This window comes from Rhizobium sp. 268 (assembly GCF_036571585.1).
Taxonomy (GTDB): Bacteria; Pseudomonadota; Alphaproteobacteria; order Rhizobiales; family Rhizobiaceae; genus Rhizobium; species Rhizobium redzepovicii.
In genome coordinates this window covers 143,296-168,042 of record NZ_JAPPSO010000010.1, presented here as the reverse complement: position 1 = coordinate 168,042, position 24,747 = coordinate 143,296, and the positions used below count along the sequence as shown (strand labels likewise).

Sequence of the window (24,747 nt, the reverse complement as noted above, 5' to 3'; positions counted from 1 at the left end):
TCCGGGATATATGACAATGTCAGACCGCAGCTTCACAACCATCGAAAATCAGTGGATCACCTTGAAGGATGGGACGCGGCTGGCGGCACGCATCTGGATGCCCGACGGCGCGGAGGAGGATCCCGTGCCGTCGGTCTTCGAGTTCCTCCCCTATCGCAAGCGCGACGGGACGAGCCTCAGGGACGAGTCGACCTATCCGGTCTTCGCCGCCGCCGGCATTGCCGGCGTGCGCGTCGATATCCGCGGATCGGGAGAATCCGACGGCGTCATCGATGGCGAATATACCGAACGGGAGCTTGCCGATGCCTGTGAGCTGATCGCCTGGATTGCCGCGCAGCCTTGGTCGAACGGCGCGGTCGGCATGATGGGCATCTCCTGGGGCGGCTTCAACAGCCTGCAGGTTGCAGCCCTGCGCCCGCCGGCGCTGAAGGCCGTCATCTCGATCGCCTCGACCGTCGACCGCTACAATGACGACATCCACTACAAGAACGGCTGCCATCTCTCCGCCCAGCTTTCGTGGGCGGCGACGATGCTCGGCTATCAGTCGCGCCCGCCCGATCCCGCACTGGCCGGCGAGCGCTGGAAGGCGCTGTGGCTGGAGCGCCTGGCGGGCGAACCCTTTTTCATGGAGGAGTGGCTGAGCCATCAGCGGCGCGACGATTTCTGGCGTCACGGCTCGATCGCAGAGGATTTTTCCAGCGTCGAGATTCCCGCGCTGGTCATTGCCGGCTGGGCCGACGGTTACCGCAATACGCCGCTGATGGCGGTCGAAGGCCTCGGCGATAAAGCCAAGGCGCTGATCGGTCCCTGGGTGCACAAATATCCGCACTTCGCCTGGCCGAAACCGCGCGCCGATTTCCATGGCGAAGCGATCGCCTGGTGGAACAAGTGGCTGCGTGGCGAGGACAACGGGATCGACGGACTGCCGCAGACCCGTGCCTATATTCTCGATGCCATCCGCCCTGCCCCACGCCGCGACAGCGATCCTGGTTTCTGGATCGCCAGGGATGTCTGGACGCCGCCGCGCATGCAGTGTTTTTACGTCGAGCAATTCGGCAGGCTGACGGAAGGCATGCCGATCCCGCACGCGCCCGAACATCCCGTTTATCTCCATTCTCCGCTCGATACCGGCACGGCATCCGGTGAATATTTCACGCTGAAGCCCGACGCCGAAATGGCGATCGATCAGCGCTCGGACGATGCCGGCTCGCTGGTCTTCGATACCATGCCGCTTTCCGGCGATTGCGACTATCTCGGCCAGCCCGTGCTGACGCTTGCGCTGCGCTCCCGGACGTCGGGCGGCAATCTCTGCGCCCGGCTGATCGATGTTCATCCCGATGGTACGGCAATGCGGGTCGCCTTCGGCGTCGTCAATCTCACCCACCGCGACGGCAATGCCGATCCGAAACCGCTGATCCCGGGCGAGACGGTGTCGATCCGTCTCGTGCTCGACGCCTGCGGCTATCGCTTCCGCAAGGGAAATCGCATCCGCCTTTCGCTTTCCACCGCCTATTGGCCGATGATCCTTCCTCCGCCTGAGGATGAGGGAATCGAAATCGACATGGCATCGCTCGGCTTGGGGTTGCCGGTGCTCGGCGACCATCGCCGCATCGAAATCAAGGAGCCGGCCAATCCCGATCCCCTGCCTCGATATATCGAGCATGCCGCGGCGGCGACGGAGCGCCAGGTCGTTCGCAACCTCTCGGGCAACCGGACGGACTATCGCATCCACGAGGATAACGGGCTCTACGAACATCCTGAGACGGGCCTGTCGACCCGGCAATTGCGCGAGGAAGTCTGGTCGATTTCACCCGATGATCCGCTGTCGATGACCGGTGTGTCGACCTGGACCTGCGATATGCGCCGCCCCGGCTGGTTCGTGCGCACCGTGGCAACCGCGCGGATTGCCTGCACCGCCACCGATTGGATCATCAGTGCCGTCGTCACCGCTTTCGAGGACGACGTGCAGATCTTCGAAAAGATCTTTGCGGAAAAGCGGATCCCACGCGATCTGATGTGATCGTCAGGACACCGCGAAATGCCGGACAGCCTCGCAGACGGCATGGAAGCCATCGCGGGCGCCATCGCTCATATGCCGGGCGCGCAGCCAAGCATGCACCATCTGGGGCTCCTCACGGAACCAGACCTCTCCGCCCGCTTCAGTGAGCCGGGCGGCATAGTGCCGGCCGTCGTCTCTCAAGGGGTCGAAATGCGCGACCGTGATGAAGGCCGGCGGCAGCCCGGCAAGCGAAGACGCCTGGAGTGGCTCGGCGATCTCATTTCCTTCAGGCGCCTGCAGAATCTCGCGATAATAGGCGACATCGGCCGTCGTCAGGCCGGGTGCGGCGGCCATTTCGAGATAGGAACCTGCGTCGGGATTGCCGCCGAGCGCGGGGTAGATTAGCACCTGGCCGACGATGCCGGAGAGTTCCTCGTCGCGCGCCCGCAAGGCAAGCCCTGCCGCAAGGTTGCCGCCGGCGCTGTCGCCGATCAGCACGACCTTATTGCCGGCGGCAAGCAGATGTTTGAGCACGGCGAAGCCGTCATCCGTCTGTGCCGGCCAGCGATATTCAGGGGCCAGCCGGTAATCGACGGAAACGAGTTCGGCACCGGCAAAATCAGCGATCTCGGCGCAGATGGCGTGATGGCTCTCAAGCGAACCGACGACGAAGCCGCCGCCATGGAGATAGAGCAGAACAGTCCGGGTGATGATTTTCCGCGGACGGTAGCGCCGGATCGGTATGCGCTGGACCATGCCGTCCGCAAAGATCAAATCCGGGGGCAGCGGGCGGTCGAAGCGGGCGCAAAGCGCATCGTACCAATACCGTTGCTGCTCGACCGACGCTTCGACGGCCTCAGTGGGATAGACGCTATCGCAAATCTGGAGAAACTGCAGAATGCCTTTTTCGGTGGGGACAGGGGATGGAGCGGACATGCAGGTCCTTTCGATTTGGGACTGCGGAGACGTCCCTGGCCGATTCTCACCCCATCATGCGCCTTTGCGGCGGAGGCAATCTGTCTGGCCGCGACCCATGGATGTCGCGATGCTTCCTTATTTTGATCCGGCATTTCAAGGCTTTGCCGCTTTTTCAAAAAATTCCGATATTTTTTTCGTCGTCGACCCAAGGAAAGGCACTGGAGAAACGTCTCAATCCGGAAATAGCATCTTGCTTTATAGCTTGGGGGTAGGTGCGCATTGGATGCGGAGCTCATAGAACGAGCGCAGGGCGGCGACCGGGAGGCCTTCGGGCAACTGGTCTCGCGCCATTATGATTTCGTCCACGCGACGGCATGGCGATGGTCGGGCAGTTCCGCCGACGCCGACGACATCGCCCAGGAGGTCTGCGTCAAGCTCGGCGCGGCCATCCGCGGCTTTCACGGCGCCAGCCGCTTCAGGACATGGCTCTATACGCTGACGCTCAATGCCGCCCGCGACCATAGACGCAAACTTGTACGGGAAGAGCAGGCATTCCGCGCTTACGCCGCCGAACCGCAGCCGGATGCACCGGGCGGGAACGACGACGAGCTGTCGAGCGAATTATGGGCGGCCGTGCGCGCTTTGCCGGAACGCCAATGCGACGCCGTGCTGCTCGTCTATGGCGAAGGCCTCAGCCATTCGGCTGCCGCCGATGTCATGGGCTGCTCGGAAACGACCGTGTCCTGGCAGGTCCACGAGGCGCGCAAGCGGCTGAAGGCCATGCTCGGCAAGGAAGAGGTATAATGGACAAGGAACTCGAGAAGCTCTCCCGCCTCACCCCGCCGGCAACCGATCCGGAGGCGCGTGCACGCGCCCTTGCCGCGGCAATGCAGGCCTTCGACAACGCAGAAAATAATGCCGCAGCAGCCCAAGGAATTACGAAAGGCTGGCGTCCAAGCTCCATCATCAACTGGATATGGAGCTCTGCTGTGAATAAGAAATTCCTCGCCGGTTCAGCCCTTGCAACGCTGCTCGTCATTCCCGCCGCCGGCTATCTCACCCTCGAGCTGGCCCGCAACCAACCGATCGTCAACCAGGAAAAGATCGCCGGCACCGTTTCCAAAAATGACATGCCGAAACCGGCCGAACCTCGGCTTTCCGAAGCGCCAGCCGAAGAGAATCGGCCGGCTCAATCGTCGGCGGCTGATAGCACTCAAGTCTTGCGGGACAAGGAACCTCAGGCCGCAAAGTCCGCTGCGGAGCTGCGCGCTGAATTCGATGCCGGCGAGATCGCCACTCTTAAGAACAAGTCGGAGGTTTCCGCCGCGGCACTTGGCATGGCAAAACGTGCTGCGCCGGCGGCTCCCGGCGTGGTTGCTCAGGGCCAGCTGTCGGCAGAACCAATGGCCGCGGCCCCCTCGCCTGTCCCGCCGGCGGAAGGGAATGTCCAGGTTCAGCTCGATCCCAGCCGCGAACGCTTTGCCAATGCCGCGGCAAATCCGATCAAGAGTGTCGCGACCGATCCGGTCTCGACCTTCTCGGCCGATGTCGACAGTGCCTCCTATTCCTTCGTCCGCCGGTCGTTGGCCGGCGGGGCGATGCCGGATCCGCAATCGGTTCGCGTCGAGGAGATGATCAATTATTTCCCCTATGACTGGCCGGGTCCCGAGAAGGCCGATCAACCTTTCAAGGCGACCGTGACGGTGATGCCGACACCGTGGAATCACGATACGGAACTGATGCACGTGGCGATCAAGGGCTATGACATTGCGCCGGCGACCGCGCCGCATGCCAATCTCGTCTTCCTCATCGACGTCTCGGGCTCGATGGACGAGCCGGACAAGCTGCCGCTGCTGAAGAGCGCCTTCCGTCTTCTGGTCAGCAAGCTGAAGGCCGACGATACCGTCTCGATCGTCACCTATGCCGGCAATGCCGGCACGGTGCTCGAGCCGACGCGGGTAGCGGAGAAATCGAAGATCTTCGTGGCAATCGACAGGCTGGAGGCTGGAGGCTCGACCGGCGGCGCCGAAGGCATCGAGGCGGCCTACGATCTTGCCAAACAGGCCTTCGTCAAGGACGGCGTCAACCGGGTGATGCTGGCGACGGACGGCGACTTCAATGTCGGCCCGTCGAGCGACGAGGATCTGAAGCGCATCATCGAGGAGAAACGCAAGGACGGCATCTTCCTGACCGTTCTCGGCTTCGGCCGCGGCAATCTCAACGATTCCCTGATGCAGACGCTGGCCCAGAACGGCAATGGCAGCGCCGCCTATATCGACACGCTCGCGGAGGCGCAAAAGACCTTGGTCGAAGAAGCCGGGTCGACGCTGTTTCCGATTGCGAAGGACGTCAAGTTCCAGGTCGAGTTCAACCCGGAACGGATCGCCGAATACCGGCTGATCGGCTACGAGACACGCGCCCTCAACCGCGAGGACTTCAACAACGACCGCGTCGATGCCGGCGATATCGGCTCCGGCCACAGCGTCACGGCGATCTATGAGATCACCCCCAAGGGAAGTCCCGCGGTCATGAATGACGACCTGAGGTATGGCGCAGCCGACAAGGTGCCGGCCGCGGCATCGGACGGCACGCATCACGGCGAGCTTGCCTTCGTCAAGATGCGCTATAAGCGGCCGGGGGAGGACAAGAGCGCGCTGATCACCACCCCTGTCGGTGACGGCAACGCGGTCGCCACCATCGACGCCGCGCCGCAGGACGTTCGCTTCTCCGTGGCCGTCGCCGCCTTCGGCCAGAAACTGAGCCGCACCAGCGCCCTCGACACCTATCCCTATCAGGCGATTGCCGATCTCGCTGCGGCATCGCGCGGGGCGGATCCCTTCGGCTACAGGTCGGACTTCCTCGGCCTCATCAGGTTGGCTGACGGCCTCAGCCAACGCTGAATTGAGGAATACCGCAGAGCAGAGACCGCCGGGGAAGCGGCCTCTGCTTCTGAGCGTTTGGAACGAGGAGTTCCCTGTTCACTGATAATCGATATGGTTAAATCAGCCCACAGTATGAAACGGAAACCCATTAATACAGGTCGCGAGCTGATTTATTGTTGGAAGATAGGGCGCTCTATCCCAGTCTTGAGCCGTTGGCCGTGAGATAGACCGCATAGAGCGACGTGGTTGCCGTAATGAAGAGGCGGTTCAATCTCTCGCCGCCGAAAGCGACGTTGGAGACAATCTCGGGAATATGGATCTTGCCGATCAGTGTGCCATCTGGATCATAGCAGTGCACACCGTCGCCGGCGCTCGTCCAGATCCTTCCCTTTCGATCGACGCGAAAACCATCGAAAAAGCCTGCGGTGCATTCGGCAAAAATGCCGAGATCGCTCAGCTTGCCGTCATCGGACACGGCGAGCTTTCTGATATGGCGCGGACCGCCGGACAGGTGCGATGCCCCGGTATCGGCGATATAAAGCAGCGTTTCGTCCGGGGAGAAAGCCAGCCCGTTCGGCTTGACGAAATCCGATGTCATCTGGTCGGTGGCGCCTGTTGCCGGGTCGTGCCGGTAGACGTGGCATCCGCCGATTTCCGCCTCGCCATAGTCGCCCTCATAATCGTGGAGGATGCCGTAGCTCGGGTCGGTGAACCAGATGGTCCCGTCGGATTTGACGGTGACATCGTTGGGAGAATTGAGCCGCTTGCCGGCAATGCGATCGGCCAGCACGCTGATCCCGCCGTCGAAATCGGTTCGCGTGACACGGCGCGCCAGATGCTCGCAGGTGATCAGCCGTCCCTGATTGTCGACCGTGTTGCCGTTCGAGTTGTTGCTGGGTGAGCGGAAGACCGATGTCTGCCCGCTGGTATCATCGTAGCGCATCATGCGATTGTTGGGGATATCCGAGAAGACCAGATAGCGCCCGGCGGCAAACCAGGCCGGTCCTTCCAGCCAGCGCCCGCCCGTCCAAAGCCGCTCGACGCGGGCATGGCCGACGAAACAGTTTTCAAAGCGCGGATCGAGAACCTCGAACCCAGTCCCCTCGATTTCTCCGAACATGATACTCCCTCATCTCAAATTGTTATCGATACCATAATGCTTTGTTTTTCGCTCTTCGTACAGATATCGGCGAACTGCGGAACGCGGCATTCCTGCAATAATATCGATTGTGCGATGATAGCGATAACTTTATCGTGTGTTGAGTTGCCCAACTCGGAAGCTGTTTTGAAAGCGGAGCCAGTGAAAAACGAGGATGAGCCAAAAGACAAGCGTCTCAAGGGAGGCGACGCCCAAAAACTGACGATGGCTGAAGTCGCCAAATATGTCGGCGTATCTGCCATGACCGTTTCGCGCGCTTTTCGGCAGGATGCGAGCGTTTCCGAAGAGACGCGCAAGCGCATCATGGAAGCCGTCGATGCGCTCGGCTACGTGCTCGACTTGTCGGCCGGCAGTCTTTCCTCTCGGCGCAGCGGCTTCATCGCGGCGCTGGTACCCTCGATCAACAATTCGAATTTTTCCGACACCGCCCGCGGCATCACCGATGCCTTGGAAGATACCGGCCTTCAGCTTCTTCTCGGCTATACCGACTATTCCGCCGAGAAAGAAGAAAAGCTGATCGAGGCAATGCTGCGCCGCCGCCCCGAAGGCATCATCCTGACAGGCGGTTCGCATACCGACCGGGCGCGGCGCATGCTTGATAAGGCCGGCATTCCGGTGGTTGAAACCTGGGAAATTCCGGAAGAGCCGATCAATCATGTCGTCGGCTTTTCCAACAGCGAGGCGATGTCCCTGTTGGTGCGAGCGCTTGCGAGCCAGGGTTATCGCAGGTTCGGCTATATCGGCGGTACGACAGCGCGCGATACGCGCGGCAGCCAGCGACGAAGCGGTTTTCTGAGGACCGTCGAGGAACTGGGTTTGGGACCGGGGCGGGCGATTTCCTTCGGCGTGCCGCCGATCAGCATGGAACAGGGCGGCCAGGCGATCGTCAGCCTGTTGGAGCGTTGGCCGGATACCGAAGTCGTTCTCTGCGTCTCCGACCTGTCCGCCTTCGGCGCGATCATGGAATGCAAACGCCGGGGAATGCGCGTGCCGGGGGATATCGCCATTGCCGGCTTCGGCGATTACGAGATCTCATCGATCTGTCATCCCAGCATCACCACCATCAATGTCGACTGTTACGGCATCGGCCGCCAGGCCGCCGCCCGCCTTCTCGATGCCTTGCAGGGCAGCGGCGAGACGACCGGCGACGAGATCACATTGACAGGCTACAGGGTCGTGCTGCGCGAAAGCACGGATCGCAGCGCCCAATAATGGGCGCCGATATCAGAAGGCGATCTGCACCTTCATCGACTTGCTACGGTCGCTGGCCAATTCGAAGGCGGCGACGGCCTCTTCGATGGCAAAAACACCTGTCAGCAGCGGTTTCAGATCGACGCGGCGCGTATTGATCAGTTCGACCGCAAGCGCAAATTCCTCGTGAAAGCGGAATGTCCCGCGCATCTCGATTTCCTTGGCGACGATCATGTTCTGCGGGATGGAGACATCGCCGCCGAGGCCCAGCTGTACGAGCACGGCGCGAGGCTTCAGCGCCTCCAGGCCGGCGCGCACCGCCCGCTCATTGCCCGACGCCTCGAACATGACGTCGAAATATCCCTTGTCGGCGCCGTAAGCGGCGAGGTCGGCGGCATGCGTGGCAACATTGATCGTTCGATCCGCGCCGCTGGTGCGGGCGATCGCCAGAACGCTGTCGGTCACATCGGTCGCGACGATTTCTCGAGCGCCGAGAACACGCGCCGCAACGATCGCCAGCATCCCGATCGGGCCGCAGCCGGTGACGAGCACCCGTTTGCCCAGCAGCGATCCGGCGCGGCTGGCCGCATGCAGCGTCACGGCAAAGGGTTCGGCGAAGGCGGCCTCGTGAATGGAAATGCCCTCCGCGACCTTGTGGCATTGCCAGCGCTCCGCCACCAGCCGCTGGCGAAAGCCGCCCTGAATGTGCGGCATCGGCATGGCGCTGCCGTAAAACCGCATGTTGAGGCAGTGGTTCTGCTGCCCCTTCAGGCAATATTGGCAATGATTGCACGGCCGGCTCGGAGAAACTGCAACGCGGTCTCCGACGGCAAGGTCGCTCACACCGGCACCCAGCGCCTTGACTGTGCCGGCGATCTCGTGGCCGAGGATCATCGGCTCGCGCAGGCGAACGGTGCCGAAGCCGCCATGATTGTAATAATGCAGGTCGGATCCGCAAATGCCGCCGGCTTCGATGGCGATTTCCACCTGCCCCTCGCCCGCAACCTCCGGCTCGCGCTCCTCGATCCTGAGATCCTTGGCGGCATGAATGACGATGGCTTTCATATCGAAACCCTCACACGACGGGAGTTGGAAGTGCTGCGCCGGCGAAATGCGCGGCGAGATTGTCTCTGACCAGCTGGCCCATGGCCTTGCGGGTTTCGACGGTACCGGAGCCGTGATGGGGCTGCAACACCACGTTCTGGAGTGTCAGGAACCGCGCATCGATCTTCGGTTCGTTCAAAAAGACGTCGAGGCCGGCGGCCTGGATGGTGCCGTCCTGTAGGGCTGCGATCAGCGCCTCTTCATCGACGGTGGTTCCGCGAGAAACATTGATCAACATGCCGTTCGGACCGAGCGCTTTCAGCACCTCGGCATTGATGATCTTCATGGTCGCCTGCCCGCCGGGGACGATGACGATCAGAAAATCGGCCCAATCGGCAAGTGCGACCAGGTCCGGCTGGTAGGCATAATCAACATCCGTGTGCTCATTGCGGGCGAAATAGGAGATGTCGCAGCCGAAAGCGGCAGCCCGCTTGGCGATCGCCTTGCCGATCCGCCCCATGCCGGCCAGTCCGACCTTCTTGCCGGCGACCCGCGTCACCAGCGGCATGGCGACATTGCCCCACTGGCCCGCGCGGACGAAAACATCGGCCTGCGGGATCTGCCGCGCCGTGGCAAGCAGCAGTCCGATGGCGATATCGGCGACATCTTCGGTCAGCACATCAGGCGTGTTGGTGACGCGAATGCCGTTGGCGCGGGCATAGGCGAGGTCGATGGCGTCGGTGCCGACGCCGTAACAGGAGACGATCTCCAGCTTCGGCAATTGCTTCATCAGCTCGGCGGAGGCGCCGAGTTCACCACGCGTCGCGATGGCGCGAATATCCTTGCCGACCCTTGCAATCAGTTCCTGCCGGTCTGCCGCTTCCCACAGGCGGTGAACGCGATACTTCGCCTCCAGATCGACCATATCCCATTCCGGATAAGCTCCGGTCATCAAGATCTCTACGTCAGGCATTCCGTCTCCGTCCCGCATTTTGGCAGTTGATTATGTTATCGATAACATATAATCCAGAGAAGCGATGTCAAGTGAGTTTCACCTGAAGTGGCGGTATAAGCCGTCATTCGCAGCGACACCGGAGGAGTTATTTGCATGAAGAACCTGTTTGATCTGACCGGGCAGCTTGCCTTGATCACCGGCTCGAGCCAGGGGATCGGTTATGCGCTGGCCGAGGGCCTGGCGCAGCACGGCGCCGAGGTCATCATCAACGGCCGCACGCCCGAAAGCGTCAAACGCGCAGTGGAAAGTCTCAAGGCTCAAGGCCTGTCTGCCCATGCCGCTATCTTCGACGTGACCAGCAAGGATGCCGCCAAAGCGGGCATCGATGCGATCGAGGCCGATATCGGCCCGCTCGACATCCTGATCAACAATGCCGGCATGCAGTTTCGCACGCCGCTGGAAGATTTCCCGGCGGACAAATGGGAGCTGCTGCTGACCACCAATATTTCGAGCGTGTTTTACGTCGGCCAGGCAGCCGCCAAAGCCATGATAGCCCGCGGTCAGGGCAAGATCATCAACATTGCTTCGGTTCAGAGCGAGCTGGCCCGCCCGGGCATCGCTCCCTATACGGCGACCAAGGGTGCGGTGCGCAACCTGACGCGCGGCATGTGCGCCGACTGGGCCAAGCACGGCCTGCAGATCAACGCGATTGCGCCCGGCTATTTCAAGACGCCGCTCAACCAGGCGCTCGTCGACAATCCTGAATTCTCGTCTTGGCTGGAGAAGCGGACGCCGGCCGGGCGCTGGGGCAATGTCGAAGAATTGGTCGGCGCCGCCGTTTTCCTGGCGGGCCGCGGGTCGTCCTTCATCAACGGCCACACGCTGTACGTCGACGGCGGCATCACGACCTGCCTCTGACAGAGACGCGACGATGGAACTCGAAAAAGAAACGCTGCCTCTGGCCGTTGTCGTCATGGGCGTGAGCGGTTGCGGCAAGTCCTCGGTTGGAGCGGGCATCGCGGCTCGAAACGGCATGCGTTTTGTGGAAGGCGACCAACTCCACCCGGCTCGCAATGTCGAGAAGATGGCGAAAGGCATACCGCTCACCGACGCCGACAGGCTGCCCTGGCTCGACCGGATCGGCGAGGAGATTAACACCGCGCAAAAGGCGTCGCAGGGATTGGTAATTTCCTGTTCGGCGCTGAAGAAAACCTATCGGGACAGGCTGCGTCAGGCGGCGGGCGGACGCTTGGCCTTTGTTTTTCTGGAGGGGACGCGCGATCTGTTGCTGTCGCGGATGCAGGCCCGTCAGGGCCACTTCATGCCGGCGTCGCTGCTTGACAGCCAGTTGCAGACGCTGGAGCCGCCGACCGGTGAAGCCGGGGTGGTGACGGTGGCGGTCGAGAATGCGTTGGAGGATATTATGGCGCTGGCTTGCAAAGGGCTGAGCGGCGTGGCGGTCAAGGGAGGAGATAATCATGCAGGATGACTATAGAGCAGACGTCGCCGTCATCGGCGCGGGTATCATGGGAACGGCGATCGTCACGCGACTGATCGAAACCGGGCACAAAGTATCGGTCTTCGATCTCGATGCCGAAAAGGTCGCGGCACTCACGGCCAAGGGTGCCCACGCGGCGAGTTCCGTGGAGAATGCGGTCTCGGCGTCGGAATTCTGCGTGCTCAGCCTCAATCACGCCAACATCGTGCGTGCCGTCGTCTTCGGCGAGAAGGGGGTAGCGGCGGCGGCAAGCGCCGACAAGCTGCTGATTGATATGTCCTCCATCGATCCCGCCGAGACGGTCGACATGGCGAAGCGGCTGCGTGCGGAAACGGGCATGGCATGGGTGGATTGCCCGTTGTCCGGCGGCGTGCCCGGCGCGCTTGGCGGAAAGCTGACGATCATGGCCGGCGGCAGCCCTGAGGATTTCGAACGGGCCCGCGTGGTGATGCGGCATCTTGCCGCCAATTATACGCTGATGGGCCAATCCGGCGCCGGGCAGACCACCAAGCTGATCAATCAGCTGTTTTGCGCCGTGCTGTTCCAAGCCGTCGCTGAAGCCGTCAAGCTCGCTGAAGCCGGCGGCGTCGATCCCTCAGCCATTCCGGCAGCCCTTGCCGGCGGCAGGGCGGACAGCCGGATATTGCAGGAATTCATGGCAAAATTCTCCGCCCGCGATTTCTCTCCGACGGGAAGAATCGACAACATGCTGAAGGACCTGGATTCGCTTCAGGCTTTCGCGCTGAAGACGAAGACGCCATTGCCGATGACCGGGGCGGTGGTCGAAATTCACCGACTGCTCTGTGCGGCCGGGCTTGGGCCGAAGGACTCGGCCGAGATGATGCGCCTTCTCGACGGGCTTCAGGCCGGCTGACGGCAATCTTCATTCGAAATTCGAGATTGTCATCTTTCCGCTTGACCATACATGAATGTTATCGATAACATACAGCCAATGACAACCGCAGCTTTGGGAGGAGCCACAGTGGAAGCCAAGAGACTGCTGGAGTTCCAATCGATCACCAAAAGCTTCGGCGGCACGCAGGCGTTGCGTGACGTCTCGATCGATCTGCGCGAGGGCGAAATCCTGGCGCTGCTGGGCGAAAACGGCGCCGGCAAATCGACGCTGATCAAGACGCTCGCCGGCATTTACAGGCCGGATAATGGCGACATCCTTTTCCGCGGCCAGAGCTACCATCATCGTCCGCCGAAGCCGAACGAGCGCCAACCGGTCGCCTTCATCCACCAGGATCTCGGTCTGATCGAGTGGATGACGGTCGGCGAGAATATGGGCCTGTCACAGGGTTTCTCGATGCGTCGCGGCGTGATCGATTGGAACAGGACACAGGCGCGCGCCAAGGAGGCCCTGAAACTGGTCGGCTGCGACTTCGATCCGACAACGCGGGTCTCGGCCCTGTCGCGCACCGAAAAATCGCTTGTCGCCATTGCCCGCGCGCTTGCCGTCGAGGCCGACGTTCTGGTGCTCGACGAGCCGACCGCGAGCCTTCCCGCCGACGAAGTCGACCGGCTGTTCAATGCGATCCGCCCCCTGAAGGAGCGGGGCGTCGGCATGATCTACGTTTCCCACAGGCTGGACGAGATTTTCCGCATTGCCGATCGCGTCGCCGTGCTGCGCGACGGATGCATGGTGGGACAGAAGCCGGTCAGCGAGACCACCCCCGACGAACTGGTGACGATGATCATCGGCCGCAGCAGTGACAGCCTCTTTTCCAAGGCCGAGATCAAGCCCGGCAAGGCGATCGTCGAGGTTCGCGATCTCGTCTGCACCGGCACGAGCCCGATATCCTTCGATATCCGCGAGGGTGAGCTGCTCGGGCTGGTTGGATTGCGCGGCGCCGGTCAGGAACGCATCGGCCGGGCATTGTTCGGCTGCGAACCCTTCAACGGCTCGGTTCTGCTGCGTGGCGAGGCGCCGGATCTTTCCAGCCCGCGGCAGGCGATGGCGTCGGGCATCGGTCTGATCGCCCGTGACCGGACGGAGGAATCCGTCGCGCTCTCGCTGTCCATTCGGGAAAATACCTATCTCAATCCGGGCGCCGTCGGACGCGGGATTTTCTCCTTCCTGTCGCCGCGTGGCGAAGCCGATCTTGCCCATGCGATCGGCCATTCCGTCGGACTCAGGCCGAACGATCCGGATCTGCCGGTGGAGGCGCTGTCGGGCGGCAACCAGCAGAAGGTGGTCGTCGGCCGCTGGCTGGCGACTGGCCGCAAGCTGCTGGTCGCGGAAGACCCGACCGCCGGCGTCGACATCGGCGCGCGCGCGGAAATCTACCGCCTGATCACCCAGGCGCTGGAAGCCGGTCTCGCGGTCGTCGTCGTCTCGACGGATTTCGAGGAAATCGCCCATATCTGCCACCGCGCGCTGGTTTTCTCGCGCGGAAAAATCGTCAGCGAACTGAGTGCAAGCGCTCTGACCACGGAGGCGGTCATCACGGCTGCCTCGGCATCGGAAGCCGCTTGAGCCATCGGGAGAACAGCCATGCAATCCATTGAATCCACCGCGCTGGAGCCGACCAAGAGCGAAATGGCCGGCCTGTCCACCGGCCAGAAGATCGGCCGCCTGATCCCGGTTTACGGGCTGGTGATCCTGACCGTCGGCCTGATCGTAATCTTCTCGATCCTTCTGCCGGATACGTTCCCGACCGTGCTGAACGTTCGCTCGATCGTCTCCGACAAGGCGATCATCGCGCTTCTGTCGCTGGCCGCAATGATCCCGATGGCATCGGGCCGCATCGATCTGACTGTCGGCTACGGCATCGTGCTCTGGCACATTCTCGCCATCAGCCTGCAGACGGCCTACGGCCTGCCCTGGCCGGTCGCCGTCCTCATCGTACTCGCGCTCGGCGTCCTCACCGGTTTCATCAACGGCCTGCTGGTCGAGGTCGCCAAGATCGACAGCTTCATCGCCACGCTCGGTACCGGCACGGTTCTTTACGCGCTTGCCCTTTGGCACACCGGCGGGCGGCAGGTGGTCGGTGTACTGCCTGAAGGTTTTTATGCGCTGAACGGCACCATGCTGTTCGGCCTGCCGATCACCGGCTTTTATGTGCTCTTGATCGCCATCTGCATGTGGGTCGTGCTTGAATACCTGCCGATCGGCCGGTACCTTTACGCGATCGGCGCCAATCCCAAGGCTGCGGCCCTCAATGGCATTCCGGTCCGCAAGTTCGTGATCGGCGCATTCGTGACCTCCGGCCTGCTGGCTGCTCTGACCGGGGTCCTTCTCGCCTCGAAGCTTCGCATCGGCCAGGCAAGCGTCGGTCTTGAATATCTGCTGCCGGCGCTGGTCGGCGCATTTCTCGGATCGACGACGATCAAGCCAGGCCGGGTGAACGTCTGGGGCACTTTGATCGGCGTCATCATCCTGGCAGTCGGGATATCAGGAATTCAGCAATTCGGCGGCTCGTTCTTCGTCGAACCGCTGTTCAACGGCGTGACCCTGCTGATTGCCATCGGCATTGCAGGTTATGCCCAGCGCAAGCGCGGAGCTGTGAGGAGGATCACACCCGCATCCAAATGAGGATGCCGGCTCACCGGCATTCCACAACAAACAAAATGGAGGAGTGAACATGAAGCGCAGGACTTTATTGCAGGCAACGGTCGCAACCGTCGCCGTTATGCTCAGCATGCCGGCAATGGCCGATTCCATGGCCGACGCCAAGGCCGTGGTCGACAAGTATGCTTCCAAGGTGAGCGCATGGGATGGCCCGACGAGCGGCCCCAAGGCTGCTAGCGGAAAGAACATCGTCATTCTTGCTGGCGATATGAAGAACGGCGGCATTCTCGGCGTGGTCAACGGCGTTCAGGAAGCGGCAGGCGCCCTGGGCTGGACGGTCAAGGCGCTTGACGGCGCCGGCTCGATCGGCGGACGGACGGCTGCCTTCGGCCAGGCCATGGCGCTGAAGCCCGACGGCATCATCATCAACGGCTTCGACGCGGTCGAGCAGAAGCCGGCGATGGAAGCGGCAAAGGCGGCCGGCATTCCGATGGTTTCCTGGCATGCCGCCTCGGCCGTCGGTCCGGTTCCCGAAGTCGGCGTTTTCGCCAACGTCACCACCGATGCGATGGAAGTCTCGAAGTCGGCGGCGGATTGGGCCTTCGTCGACGCCGGCGGCAAACCGGGCGTCATCATCTTCACCGACTCGACCTATGCAATTGCAATTGCCAAGGCCGACCGCATGAAGAAAGAGATCGAGGATCTCGGCGGTACCGTGCTGGAATATGTGGACACGCCGATCGCCGAAACCTCCCAGCGCATGCCGCAGCTGACCACGTCGCTGCTGCAGAAGTACGGCGCCAAGTGGACGCATTCTCTGGCGATCAACGACCTCTACTACGACTTCATGGGACCGTCGCTTGCCTCAGCCGGCATCGCCGGCGACGGGAAGCCGGTAAACGTTGCAGCCGGCGACGGTTCGGAGAGCGCCTATCAGCGTATCCGCGCCAAGCAGTTCCAGGCCGTCACGGTCGCCGAACCGCTCAACCTCCAGGGCTGGCAGCTCGTCGATGAGCTGAACCGCGCTTTCGCCGGCGCCCCGTGGTCGGGCTATGTGTCGCCGCTGCATGTGGTGACCAGCGCGAACGTCGAGTTCGACGGCGGACCGAAGAATAGCTTCGATCCCGATAACGGCTATCGCGATCAGTATAAGAAAATCTGGGGCAAATAAGCCTCCAATCAGGGCGTATCGATCGATACGCCCTCACTTTCCCCCATCATATCGATCCGGCTCCGGCGAGTTTTGGAAAAGAGAACCTATGATCATCCGTTATGCTTTGTTTGAAGGCGAAATCCATCCCGGCAGAGAAGAGGAATTCCGCGCTTTTGTCAGGGAGCGGCTCGTTCCTCTATGGACGAAATTTCCAGGCGCCGAGGAAGTTCGGGTCTTGGACGGGATGGAGCGCGATGAAGGCGCCCCGGTCTATGCCATGGCCTTGGCGATCCGTTATCCCGATATGGATGCGGTGAGCGCAGCGCTAAGTTCCGATGTGCGCTTCGAGAGCCGTGAAGTTACCGGCGAACTCCTGCAACTCTTCACCGGCAAGGTGCATCATCACGTATTCCAGGCCAACGAATACCCGCCGGCCGCTGCCTGACGTCAGCGATTGACATCTGCCGGCTTCAAGACACAGTCGAAGACTGGAGTGACCACAAGGCGCCTGCGGCATATGTCTCAGGCGCCTTTTTTCGTCTGGGCATCGGCAATCCTCGGGGGCGCCCAATCGGGCCAGCGACCCGAGCTTTGGCACAATTTTTTATCAGCGACGTGATTATTGAATTAAATAGTCTATAGATTTAGTGGATAATGTTCCATCTTACCGTGCATCGTTCCTGCAATCAGCAATCCGAAACGGGAAGATCGACGATGACATTGGCAAAAGCATTCAAAATCGCGTTGTTCAGTCTGCTTGGCTTCGGCGCCATTCACAATCCGGCCGCAGCCCAGGCCGACGCGCCCCTCCTTGCTAAAGTGCCGCCGGGCACCGCGCTGACGATCGGCGACCCGGTCACGCAGAAGGCTCTCGAAGTGTCTGGCCTCGACAAGGAGCTCACTTTCGAAGTGAAATGGGCCAATATCAGCGGCGGACCGCAGACATCGGAAGCCTTCCGCGCCCATGCGCTCGACGTCGGCTCGGTGGCCGAGATCCCCTCGATCTTCGCCAACTGGAACAACCTGCCGGTCCGCAACATCGCCTATCGCGAACGCCGCGACCCGATCGCCAATCCGATCTACCGCTTCGGCATCGCGCCTGGCGCCGACGTCAAGACGCTCTCTGATTTCCGCGGCAAGCGCATCGCGTTTAGCCCCGGTCAGGCCCAGGGCACTCTCGTCCTGCGCGCGCTTCACACCGCCGGCCTGAAGAGCAGCGACGTCACTCTCGTGGAATTGCCAAGCACCGGCGATGTCTATCCGAAGGCCTTGGCGGGCAAACAGGTCGACATCGCGCCGCTCGGCAGCGTCTATATCAGGCGCTACATCACGCAATACGGGCCGGATGGCGCGACTCTCCTCGAACATGGGCTGCGCGATGATCCCGGCCATCTTTATGCTCCGCAATGGGTTCTGGATGATCCCGCCAAGGCGGCTGCCCTCGCTGAATATGTCGGCCTGTGGGCGCGCGCCACCGAATGGGTGAACCGCAACCCGGACCTCTGGATCAAGGAATATTACGTCGGTCAGCAGGGCCTCAGCCAGGACGACGGGGAATATCTCGTCAAGATGACCGGGGAGCAGATCGTTCCCTCCGATTGGAGCGAGGTGAAGAAGCGTCATCAGGAAACGATCAACCTGCTAGCGGACGAGCTCGGTTACAAGCCGTTCGACGTGGAGCAGATTTTCGACAATCGCTTCGAAAAGCTGGGTGCGGCGGCTTTGGCCAAGGGCCTTTAACGTTCCCCATTCCATTCAGGAGGAGATTTCAAGCATGGCAACCATTTGGGATGCAGATGAAGCGAACCTGTCCCTGAGGTCAGGCGGCAGAATTGCGCCGGCGGGTTTACGCGCGGCAAGGCCGGTTGGTCTTCCCGGCTCTGCCGGCGCGCGCGCCCGGCGCAGGCTGGGTCCCGGCCCGGCGATACCTTTCGGGCTGCAGATCGGACCGGCATTGCTTGTCTTGGCCTGGGTCGCCGGCTCGGCGCTCGGATGGATCGACCCGCGTATCCTGTCGGCACCGTGGACGGTCGTCGAGGCTTTCGCGCGGCTTTTGGAACAGGGCCGCCTGCAGGACAATTTCGTGACGTCAGCGACGCGCGCTCTGCTCGGCCTCGGCATCGGTTTGCTGATCGGAACGATCCTGGCCGTCATCGCCGGTCTTTCCCGGATCGGCGAGGCGCTGATCGACGGACCGGTTCAGATCAAGCGGGCGATACCCACGCTCGCCTTGATCCCCTTGCTCATCCTGTGGTTCGGCATCGGCGAGAGCATGAAGGTTACGACGATCGTGCTTGCCGTCATCGTGCCGATCTACATCCACACCCACAATGCGCTGCGCAGCATCGATAGTCGCTATGTCGAACTGGCCGAGACGCTGCGCATGAGCCAGAAGGACTTCATCCTCCAAGTGGTGCTGCCGGGCGCTTTGCCCGGTTTCCTGCTGGGGCTGCGCTTTGCCGTCACCCTCTGCTGGGTTTCCCTTGTCGTCGTCGAGCAGATCAACGCCACCAGCGGGCTCGGCTACATGATCGATCTCGCCCGCAATTACGGGCAGACCGATGTCATCCTCGTCGGCCTGGTGGTCTATGTGCTCCTGGGTCTCGTCTCGGACGGCCTCGTCCGCCTCATCGAACGGAGGGCTCTCTCATGGCGCCGCACCCTGGCAAACTGAAGCCGGCGGCCACGGCCGTCCATGTGCGAAACCTCGTCCGCCGGTTTGCAGCGAAGACGATCCTCGACGGTGTCGATCTCGATATCGAAGAAGGCGAATTCGTTGCCCTGCTCGGCCGCAGCGGCTCCGGCAAGAGCACATTCCTCAGGGCCCTTGCCGGTCTCGATCACGGTGTGGAGGGAAGCGGCACGCTTGAGACGCCGGAAAGGCTTTCCGTGGTCTTCCAGGATGCCCGCCTGCTGCCCTGGCGCAGCGCCATCCAGAACGTCACGCTCGGCCTGCCCCGCGCCACCGGCCAGGAAGGCGGCAGGAAGGCTTTGGCGGAAGTGGGACTCGCGGGGCGGGAAACGGCATGGCCGAACCAGCTTTCCGGCGGCGAGCAGCAGAGGGTCGCGCTTGCCCGTTCCCTGGTGCGCGAGCCGGCCTTGCTTCTCGCCGACGAACCCTTCGGCGCGCTCGACGCGCTGACCCGGCTGAAGATGCACGATCTGCTGCGGGAATTATGTGCAAGGCACCGTCCCGCCGTGCTGCTCGTCACCCATGACGTCGACGAGGCAATCTCGCTGGCCGACCGGATTCTGGTTCTCGACGAAGGCCGGCTCATCGAGGATCTCAGGATCGATCTGCCGGCGCCGCGCGATCACAGCGATCCGCGTTTTGCAAAGTTCCGAAGCCATCTTCTCGGCCGGCTCGGGGTCAGCGTCCCCGGCCGCAGAGCAGCCTGATATAGCGGAGAAGCAAGCCAATGAGCACATCGAAACGGCAAATGCGGCTCGGCGCCTTTATCATGGCGACCGGCCATCATATCGCCGCCTGGCGCCATCCGGATGCGCAGGCCGATGCCGGCCTCAATATCGATCACTACCGGGACCTGGCGCAGACCGCCGAACGCGGGAAGTTCGATCTCGTCTTCGTCGCCGACAGCCCGGCGGGATGGGAGCGGGCCGCGGATCCGGAAGCGTTTCGCCGCATTGCCCAGGGCGCTCATTTCGAGCCGCTGACACTCTGGGCCGCCCTCTCCCAGGCGACCAGTCATATCGGCTTCGTCGCCACGGCATCGACGACCTACGAGGACCCCTACCTTCTCGCCCGCAGATTCGCGTCGCTGGATTATATCTCCAAGGGCCGTGCCGCATGGAACGTCGTCACGACGGGCGCCGACGTGTCGAAGAACTTTTCGATCGCAGGCCATCCCGCCCATGCCGATCGTTATGAGCGGGCCGAGGAATTCGTCGACCTGGTGAAGGGATTGTGGGATTCCTACGAGGACGATGCCTTTATCCGCGACAAGCAAAGCGGGGTCTATCTCGATCCCGACAAGGTGCATCTCGTCAATCACAAGGGCAAGTTCTTCTCGGTGGCGGGTCCGCTCAATGTCGGCCGTCCGGTGCAGGGCTATCCCGTCATCGTGCAGGCTGGCGCATCGGAACCCGGACGCGAGCTTGCCGCACGCACCGCCGAGATGATCTTTACCGCCAACCAAACGATCGAGGATGCCCAGGAATTCTATTCCGACGTCAAGGGGCGGCTTGCCCGTTACGGGCGGCGGCCGGACGACCTCCTGATCAGTCCCGGCATATTCCCTGTTCTCGGCGGTACGGAGGCGGAAGCTCAAGCGAATTATGAGTATATCCAATCGCTGGTGCATCCCGCTATCGCCTGGAATATCCTTGCCCGCCACTATAGGGGCGTCGATCTTTCCGGCTATTCGCTTGATGATCCCGCCCCTCCCCTGCCTGACAATACCGAACTCAACAAAAGCCGCCTCAAGCTGGTTTCCGACCTGGTCTCGCGCAATCATCTGACGCTGCGCCAATTCTATCTGGCGGTCGCCACCGCGCGCGGCCATCGCACTGTCGTCGGAACGCCCGAGCAGATTGCCGATGCGATGCAGATCTGGTTCGAGAATGGTGCCGCCGACGCCTTCAACATCATGCCGCCGATCCTGCCCACGGCTCTCACCGATTTCGTCGATCAGGTCGTGCCGATCCTGCGCAAACGCGGCCTGTTCCGGCATGAATATGAAGGCACGACGCTGCGGGAGAACCTCGGTCTCGGGCGCCCGCCGAACGGTTTTGCGCTTCGGGGGCAGGACGTGCAGGCAGCCGTATGATCTTCCCGGTCCTTCCTTGGCCTCCTTCTTCCAATCCCGAATAAACCGGCATCGCATGAGCAAGCATTCCGAATTTCTCTGGTATATTCCCAACGACGTCAGACCAAGTCATCGCGGAGATTCCGCCGTCGACAACCACAACAGCCTCGACACGCTGACCAGCCACGCGAAGGCGCTGGAAGAGCATGGCTGGAAGGGCGCGCTCATCGGCACCGGCTGGGGCCGTCCCGACACGTTCACCGTCGCGGCCTCGCTCGCCGCGCGCACCACCAGCTTCGAGCCGCTGATTGCGATCCGGCCGGGTTATTGGCGGCCGGCGAACTTCGCTTCCGCGGCGGCAACGCTCGACCATCTGACTGGCGGCCGGGTGCGGATCAACATCGTCTCGGGCAAGGACAATCTGGCCGCCTATGGCGACAGCGAGGGCGACCAGGCGCATCGCTATGCCAGGACCAAGGAATTCATGCGGCTGGTCCGCAGGCTGTGGACCGAAGAAAACGTCACCTCGGCAGGCGACCATTTCCGGGTCGCCGAATCCACCGTGGTGCCGCGCATCGAGGTTCGCGGCAACCGCCGGCATCCGAAATTCTATTTTGGCGGCGCCTCGGAAGCGGCCGAACGGGTGGCGGCCACCGAGGCTGATGTCCAGCTTTTCTGGGGCGAGCCGCTCGAGGGCGTCCGGGATCGGATCGGACGGCTCAAGGGGCTGAGCCGGGCTCTCGACCGCGACCTCCCGCCGCTGGAATTCGGGCTACGGATAACGACGCTGGTCCGTGATACGACGGATGAGGCCTGGGCCGACGCCGAAGCGAAGGTCGCCGAGATGGCAAGAAGCAAGGGCGCCGGCTGGCACGATCACCAGCGCGTGCTCGCCGTCGGCCAGCAGCGGCTGCTTGCTCTCCATGAACGCAGCGACGTCCTCGACGACAATCTCTATACCGCGCCGGGCAGGTTCGGCGGCGGCGGTGCCGGCACCACCTGGCTGGTCGGTTCACCGGCAGACGTCGCCCGCTCGCTGCGCAAATACCAGGATCTCGGGATCACGCATTTCGTGCTGTCCGACACGCCCTATCTCTCCGAGATCAAGCGGCAAGGCGATCAGCTCTTGCCGCTACTGCGCGACTGAAGCAGGAGGCGACAGCTCGCCATCGACACGTATCGTTTGCGGCCGGTATTCTTGGCGGCGCAGAAATTGGCGTCGGCCACCTGCAGCGCCGCCTCCAAGTATTGGCCAAGGACCGACAGTTAGGCCGATCGAACAGGTGACTTCGAGCCATGGGGTCACCTCCGACCATTCGTGGTTGTGCAGCAAATACGACGAAATATACAAAAATCGCAGCATAATGACGCCCTGTAGGCTTCGTTTACACTCTCTAAAATATCTCCTCTTATTTTTAAGCATATCGGAGCGACGTTCTGAGGATCGTCACCTACGCCATGATGGCCGGCCAGGTATCCCGAAATCCCGCATGAAATCGACGTTGGTACCCTGACGCGCGCCCGCTTTGGAGGCGACGCGTGTAGTGGTGGCCGGCGGAGGCGTTCGGGGACAGATCCTGGTCACAGACACCTTTAAACCTCGCCGACACGATGGAGCGCGCGAATGAACAGCATTAAGAGTTTCGGGATCGCGATGCGTCTCGCCCTTGGTTTCAGCTTTCTGATCGTGCTGATGGCCGGCCTCAGCATCTACTCGGCGGTGCAGGTCGCGGAGATCAACAACAATCTCGGAACGATCAACGACGTCAACAGCGTCAAGCAGCGCTTTGCCATCAACTATCGCGGCAGCGTGCACGATCGGGCGATCGCCATTCGCGATGTGACCCTGGTGACGTCCGCCGATGAACGCAAGGCGGCCGAGGCATTGATCGAAAAGCTCGCGGCCTCCTACGCCGAAAACGAAAAACGCATGGCGGAGATGGTTGCATCGCCGGCGGGTGCGACGGATCAGGAAAAGACCATTCTGAGCGAGATCGCCGACATCCAGGCGAAAACCAATCCCCTGGTCGCCCAGATCATTGCGCTGCAGGAAAAGGGTGATGGCGAGGCTGCCCGCAAGATCCTGCTCGAACAGGCAAGACCGGCCTTCGTTGCCTGGCTCGGCGCCATCAACAAATTCATCGACTACCAGGAAGCATTTAACAAATCGATCGGCGGTGAGGTCCGCAGCACGGCGAGCGGCTTCAAGCCGATGGTCCTGACGGCGCTCGGCATCGCAGCTCTTCTTTCGATCGTTGCGGCTGCGATTACCGCGCGTACGATCGTTGGCCCGCTGGCAAAACTGCAGCTTTCGCTGAAGGCGATGGCGGAAGGCAATCTCGATGGCGATCGCCGCCTCGAAGCGCGCGGCGATGAGATCGGCACGCTTGCGCGCGCCGTCGCCGGCCTGCGCGATGCCATTTCGGCAAAGGCTGAGCGGGAAGCCGACACGGAAGCCAAGCGGGCGGTCGCGGAACGGCATCGACTCGAACAGGATGCCGATGAACGCCGCACCCTTGCCGAGCAGACGGACCAAGCGGTCGGCCAGCTTGGTACTGCATTGCAGGCGCTGGCCGATGGCGATCTCACGCAGCAGATCGGCACGCCGTTCATTCCGTCCCTCGAAAAGCTCAGAGCCGACTTCAATGCCGCCGTCGAAAAGCTGCGCGCCGCCATGCAGAAGGTTTCCCAGAACGCCAGCGCCATCGCAGCCGGCGCGCAAGAGATCCGCTCCGCTTCGGACGATCTCGCCAAACGGACCGAACAGCAGGCCGCCTCCGTCGAAGAAACCGCCGCTGCCCTTGAAGAGATCACCACCACCGTCGCCGACTCGAGCAACAAGGCTCAGGAAGCAGGCCAGTTGGTTCGCAAGACCAAGGACAATGCGGAACGCTCGGGCAGCGTCGTGCGGGATGCGGTCGACGCCATGGGCAAGATCGAATCCTCCGCCACCGAAATCGGCAGCATCATTGGCGTCATCGACGAGATCGCCTTCCAGACCAACCTCTTGGCGCTGAATGCCGGCGTCGAAGCCGCCCGCGCCGGTGAAGCCGGCAAGGGCTTTGCCGTCGTTGCCCAGGAAGTGCGTGAATTGGCGCAGCGTTCCGCCAAGGCGGCAAAGGAAATCAAGGAACTGATCAACGCTTCGAACGGCCACGTGAAAAACGGCGTCGCCCTGGTTGGCGAGACCGGAAAGGCCCTGCAGGAGATTGCGGCGCAGGTGCAGCAGGTCGACGGCAATGTCGGCGCGATCGTCGGCGCTTCGCAAGAGCAGGCGACAGGACTGAAAGAGATCAATACCGCCGTCAACAGGATGGACCAGGGCACGCAGCAGAACGCCGCCATGGTGGAAGAAGCGACAGCCGCCTCTCATAACCTCGCCAAGGAAGCCGATGCATTGTTCCAGTTGCTCAGCCAGTTCAACATTGGCGGAGTAGCAGCACCGAAGCGCGTATCGCAGCCGGCGGCCCCGGCACAGCATGCTCAACCCGTGGCCTCGCCGGCACGCCAGATGATCGCCAAGGTGGGCAGGTCGTTCCAGGGGAATGCGACCCAGGGCAATGCGGCATTGGTTGGCGATTGGGAGGAGTTTTGATCGCCCAACCTCTCCTCAGCTTCTGCTGAAAAATAAAAGGACGAAGGGCAGCGTTTGCTGCCCTTCGTATTTT

The 24,747-nt window shown here is 62.0% G+C and carries 22 protein-coding genes; 17 read left to right on the top strand and 5 right to left on the bottom strand.

Features of this window, described 5'->3' with window-relative positions; all coding sequences use genetic code 11:
- The first annotated feature begins 16 nt into the window (after positions 1-16).
- The gene (locus OS035_RS20715) at positions 17-2,020 is read left to right on the top strand and encodes a CocE/NonD family hydrolase (RefSeq protein ID WP_331814026.1); all 2,004 of its coding nucleotides are present in this window, start codon (positions 17-19) and stop codon (positions 2,018-2,020) included.
- A 3-nt stretch (positions 2,021-2,023) separates the two neighbouring features.
- On the opposite strand, the gene OS035_RS20710 is transcribed toward OS035_RS20715, so the two are convergent.
- A complete protein-coding gene (locus OS035_RS20710; protein WP_331814025.1) occupies positions 2,024-2,935 on the bottom strand; it encodes an alpha/beta hydrolase in 912 nt (303 codons plus the stop codon).
- A gap of 261 nt (positions 2,936-3,196) precedes the next feature.
- Here OS035_RS20710 and OS035_RS20705 point away from each other — a divergent pair, with 261 nt between their 5' ends.
- Positions 3,197-3,721, top strand: a complete 525-nt coding sequence (locus OS035_RS20705; protein WP_310808159.1) for an RNA polymerase sigma factor — start codon at positions 3,197-3,199, stop codon at positions 3,719-3,721.
- Positions 3,721-5,817, top strand: coding sequence for a vWA domain-containing protein (locus OS035_RS20700; protein ID WP_331814024.1), 2,097 nt, complete (start codon positions 3,721-3,723; stop codon positions 5,815-5,817). Before OS035_RS20705 ends, OS035_RS20700 begins: the two co-directional genes overlap by 1 nt.
- Positions 5,818-5,992: 175 nt before the next feature.
- On the opposite strand, the gene OS035_RS20695 is transcribed toward OS035_RS20700, so the two are convergent.
- Entirely contained in the window at positions 5,993-6,919 is a 927-nt protein-coding gene (locus OS035_RS20695) for an SMP-30/gluconolactonase/LRE family protein (protein ID WP_222134950.1), read from the bottom strand.
- A 14-nt stretch (positions 6,920-6,933) separates the two neighbouring features.
- The gene (locus OS035_RS20690; RefSeq protein ID WP_183855946.1) at positions 6,934-7,200 is read right to left on the bottom strand and encodes a hypothetical protein; all 267 of its coding nucleotides are present in this window, start codon (positions 7,198-7,200) and stop codon (positions 6,934-6,936) included.
- On the opposite strand from OS035_RS20690, the gene OS035_RS20685 reads away from it, so the two are divergent.
- Positions 7,100-8,170 carry a LacI family DNA-binding transcriptional regulator gene (locus OS035_RS20685; protein ID WP_131711192.1) on the top strand — a complete coding sequence of 357 codons (1,071 nt, stop codon included), beginning with the start codon at positions 7,100-7,102 and terminating at the stop codon, positions 8,168-8,170. The genes OS035_RS20690 and OS035_RS20685 overlap by 101 nt on opposite strands.
- Positions 8,171-8,182: 12 nt before the next feature.
- Here OS035_RS20685 and OS035_RS20680 read toward each other — a convergent pair whose 3' ends face one another.
- The gene (locus tag OS035_RS20680) at positions 8,183-9,214 is read right to left on the bottom strand and encodes an L-idonate 5-dehydrogenase (protein ID WP_097626172.1); all 1,032 of its coding nucleotides are present in this window, start codon (positions 9,212-9,214) and stop codon (positions 8,183-8,185) included.
- A gap of 10 nt (positions 9,215-9,224) precedes the next feature.
- Positions 9,225-10,166 carry a 2-hydroxyacid dehydrogenase gene (locus tag OS035_RS20675; RefSeq protein WP_097626171.1) on the bottom strand — a complete coding sequence of 314 codons (942 nt, stop codon included), beginning with the start codon at positions 10,164-10,166 and terminating at the stop codon, positions 9,225-9,227.
- A 135-nt stretch (positions 10,167-10,301) separates the two neighbouring features.
- Between OS035_RS20675 and OS035_RS20670 the strand changes: the two genes are divergently transcribed.
- From OS035_RS20670 to OS035_RS20610, 13 genes are all read left to right on the top strand, one after another.
- Positions 10,302-11,066 carry an SDR family oxidoreductase gene (locus tag OS035_RS20670; RefSeq protein ID WP_097626170.1) on the top strand — a complete coding sequence of 255 codons (765 nt, stop codon included), beginning with the start codon at positions 10,302-10,304 and terminating at the stop codon, positions 11,064-11,066.
- A 13-nt stretch (positions 11,067-11,079) separates the two neighbouring features.
- Complete coding sequence (locus OS035_RS20665) at positions 11,080-11,637, top strand: gluconokinase (RefSeq protein ID WP_310808163.1); 558 nt, start codon at positions 11,080-11,082, stop codon at positions 11,635-11,637.
- Positions 11,627-12,520, top strand: a complete 894-nt coding sequence (locus tag OS035_RS20660) for an NAD(P)-dependent oxidoreductase (protein WP_183780089.1) — start codon at positions 11,627-11,629, stop codon at positions 12,518-12,520. Before OS035_RS20665 ends, OS035_RS20660 begins: the two co-directional genes overlap by 11 nt.
- 108 nt (positions 12,521-12,628) lie before the next feature.
- Complete coding sequence (locus tag OS035_RS20655; protein WP_331814023.1) at positions 12,629-14,125, top strand: sugar ABC transporter ATP-binding protein; 1,497 nt, start codon at positions 12,629-12,631, stop codon at positions 14,123-14,125.
- A gap of 18 nt (positions 14,126-14,143) precedes the next feature.
- The gene (locus OS035_RS20650; protein ID WP_131711187.1) at positions 14,144-15,184 is read left to right on the top strand and encodes an ABC transporter permease; all 1,041 of its coding nucleotides are present in this window, start codon (positions 14,144-14,146) and stop codon (positions 15,182-15,184) included.
- A gap of 49 nt (positions 15,185-15,233) precedes the next feature.
- The gene (locus OS035_RS20645; RefSeq protein WP_310808165.1) at positions 15,234-16,331 is read left to right on the top strand and encodes an ABC transporter substrate-binding protein; all 1,098 of its coding nucleotides are present in this window, start codon (positions 15,234-15,236) and stop codon (positions 16,329-16,331) included.
- Positions 16,332-16,419: 88 nt separating this feature from the next.
- Entirely contained in the window at positions 16,420-16,758 is a 339-nt protein-coding gene (locus OS035_RS20640; protein WP_012555586.1) for a hypothetical protein, read from the top strand.
- 269 nt (positions 16,759-17,027) lie between these two features.
- Positions 17,028-18,053 carry an ABC transporter substrate-binding protein gene (locus OS035_RS20635; RefSeq protein WP_275617528.1) on the top strand — a complete coding sequence of 342 codons (1,026 nt, stop codon included), beginning with the start codon at positions 17,028-17,030 and terminating at the stop codon, positions 18,051-18,053.
- A gap of 34 nt (positions 18,054-18,087) precedes the next feature.
- On the top strand, positions 18,088-18,987 hold the full coding sequence (locus OS035_RS20630; protein WP_183780077.1) for an ABC transporter permease: 900 nt from the start codon (positions 18,088-18,090) through the stop codon (positions 18,985-18,987).
- A complete protein-coding gene (locus OS035_RS20625; protein ID WP_331814022.1) occupies positions 18,963-19,712 on the top strand; it encodes an ABC transporter ATP-binding protein in 750 nt (249 codons plus the stop codon). The genes OS035_RS20630 and OS035_RS20625 overlap by 25 nt, the downstream gene beginning before the upstream one ends.
- 20 nt (positions 19,713-19,732) lie before the next feature.
- Positions 19,733-21,100 (top strand): LLM class flavin-dependent oxidoreductase, encoded by a 1,368-nt coding sequence (locus OS035_RS20620; RefSeq protein ID WP_097626162.1) that lies wholly within the window; start codon positions 19,733-19,735, stop codon positions 21,098-21,100.
- 55 nt (positions 21,101-21,155) lie between these two features.
- Positions 21,156-22,226 (top strand): LLM class flavin-dependent oxidoreductase, encoded by a 1,071-nt coding sequence (locus OS035_RS20615; RefSeq protein ID WP_331814021.1) that lies wholly within the window; start codon positions 21,156-21,158, stop codon positions 22,224-22,226.
- A gap of 477 nt (positions 22,227-22,703) precedes the next feature.
- On the top strand, positions 22,704-24,674 hold the full coding sequence (locus OS035_RS20610; protein WP_097626161.1) for a HAMP domain-containing methyl-accepting chemotaxis protein: 1,971 nt from the start codon (positions 22,704-22,706) through the stop codon (positions 24,672-24,674).
- Positions 24,675-24,747: the final 73 nt, after the last annotated feature.

What these genes read in the sequence shown, in the direction of transcription:
- OS035_RS20715 (WP_331814026.1), top strand. Translation starts at nt 17, where the DNA reads ATGTCAGACCGCAGCTTCACAACCATCGAAAATCAGTGGATCACCTTG.
- OS035_RS20710 (WP_331814025.1), bottom strand. Translation starts at nt 2,935, where the DNA reads ATGTCCGCTCCATCCCCTGTCCCCACCGAAAAAGGCATTCTGCAGTTT.
- OS035_RS20700 (WP_331814024.1), top strand. Translation starts at nt 3,721, where the DNA reads ATGGACAAGGAACTCGAGAAGCTCTCCCGCCTCACCCCGCCGGCAACC.
- OS035_RS20695 (WP_222134950.1), bottom strand. Translation starts at nt 6,919, where the DNA reads ATGTTCGGAGAAATCGAGGGGACTGGGTTCGAGGTTCTCGATCCGCGC.
- OS035_RS20690 (WP_183855946.1), bottom strand. Translation starts at nt 7,200, where the DNA reads ATGGCAGATACGCCGACATATTTGGCGACTTCAGCCATCGTCAGTTTT.
- OS035_RS20680 (WP_097626172.1), bottom strand. Translation starts at nt 9,214, where the DNA reads ATGAAAGCCATCGTCATTCATGCCGCCAAGGATCTCAGGATCGAGGAG.
- OS035_RS20675 (WP_097626171.1), bottom strand. Translation starts at nt 10,166, where the DNA reads ATGCCTGACGTAGAGATCTTGATGACCGGAGCTTATCCGGAATGGGAT.
- OS035_RS20670 (WP_097626170.1), top strand. Translation starts at nt 10,302, where the DNA reads ATGAAGAACCTGTTTGATCTGACCGGGCAGCTTGCCTTGATCACCGGC.
- OS035_RS20665 (WP_310808163.1), top strand. Translation starts at nt 11,080, where the DNA reads ATGGAACTCGAAAAAGAAACGCTGCCTCTGGCCGTTGTCGTCATGGGC.
- OS035_RS20660 (WP_183780089.1), top strand. Translation starts at nt 11,627, where the DNA reads ATGCAGGATGACTATAGAGCAGACGTCGCCGTCATCGGCGCGGGTATC.
- OS035_RS20650 (WP_131711187.1), top strand. Translation starts at nt 14,144, where the DNA reads ATGCAATCCATTGAATCCACCGCGCTGGAGCCGACCAAGAGCGAAATG.
- OS035_RS20645 (WP_310808165.1), top strand. Translation starts at nt 15,234, where the DNA reads ATGAAGCGCAGGACTTTATTGCAGGCAACGGTCGCAACCGTCGCCGTT.
- OS035_RS20640 (WP_012555586.1), top strand. Translation starts at nt 16,420, where the DNA reads ATGATCATCCGTTATGCTTTGTTTGAAGGCGAAATCCATCCCGGCAGA.
- OS035_RS20635 (WP_275617528.1), top strand. Translation starts at nt 17,028, where the DNA reads ATGACATTGGCAAAAGCATTCAAAATCGCGTTGTTCAGTCTGCTTGGC.
- OS035_RS20630 (WP_183780077.1), top strand. Translation starts at nt 18,088, where the DNA reads ATGGCAACCATTTGGGATGCAGATGAAGCGAACCTGTCCCTGAGGTCA.
- OS035_RS20625 (WP_331814022.1), top strand. Translation starts at nt 18,963, where the DNA reads ATGGCGCCGCACCCTGGCAAACTGAAGCCGGCGGCCACGGCCGTCCAT.
- OS035_RS20620 (WP_097626162.1), top strand. Translation starts at nt 19,733, where the DNA reads ATGAGCACATCGAAACGGCAAATGCGGCTCGGCGCCTTTATCATGGCG.
- OS035_RS20615 (WP_331814021.1), top strand. Translation starts at nt 21,156, where the DNA reads ATGAGCAAGCATTCCGAATTTCTCTGGTATATTCCCAACGACGTCAGA.
- OS035_RS20610 (WP_097626161.1), top strand. Translation starts at nt 22,704, where the DNA reads ATGAACAGCATTAAGAGTTTCGGGATCGCGATGCGTCTCGCCCTTGGT.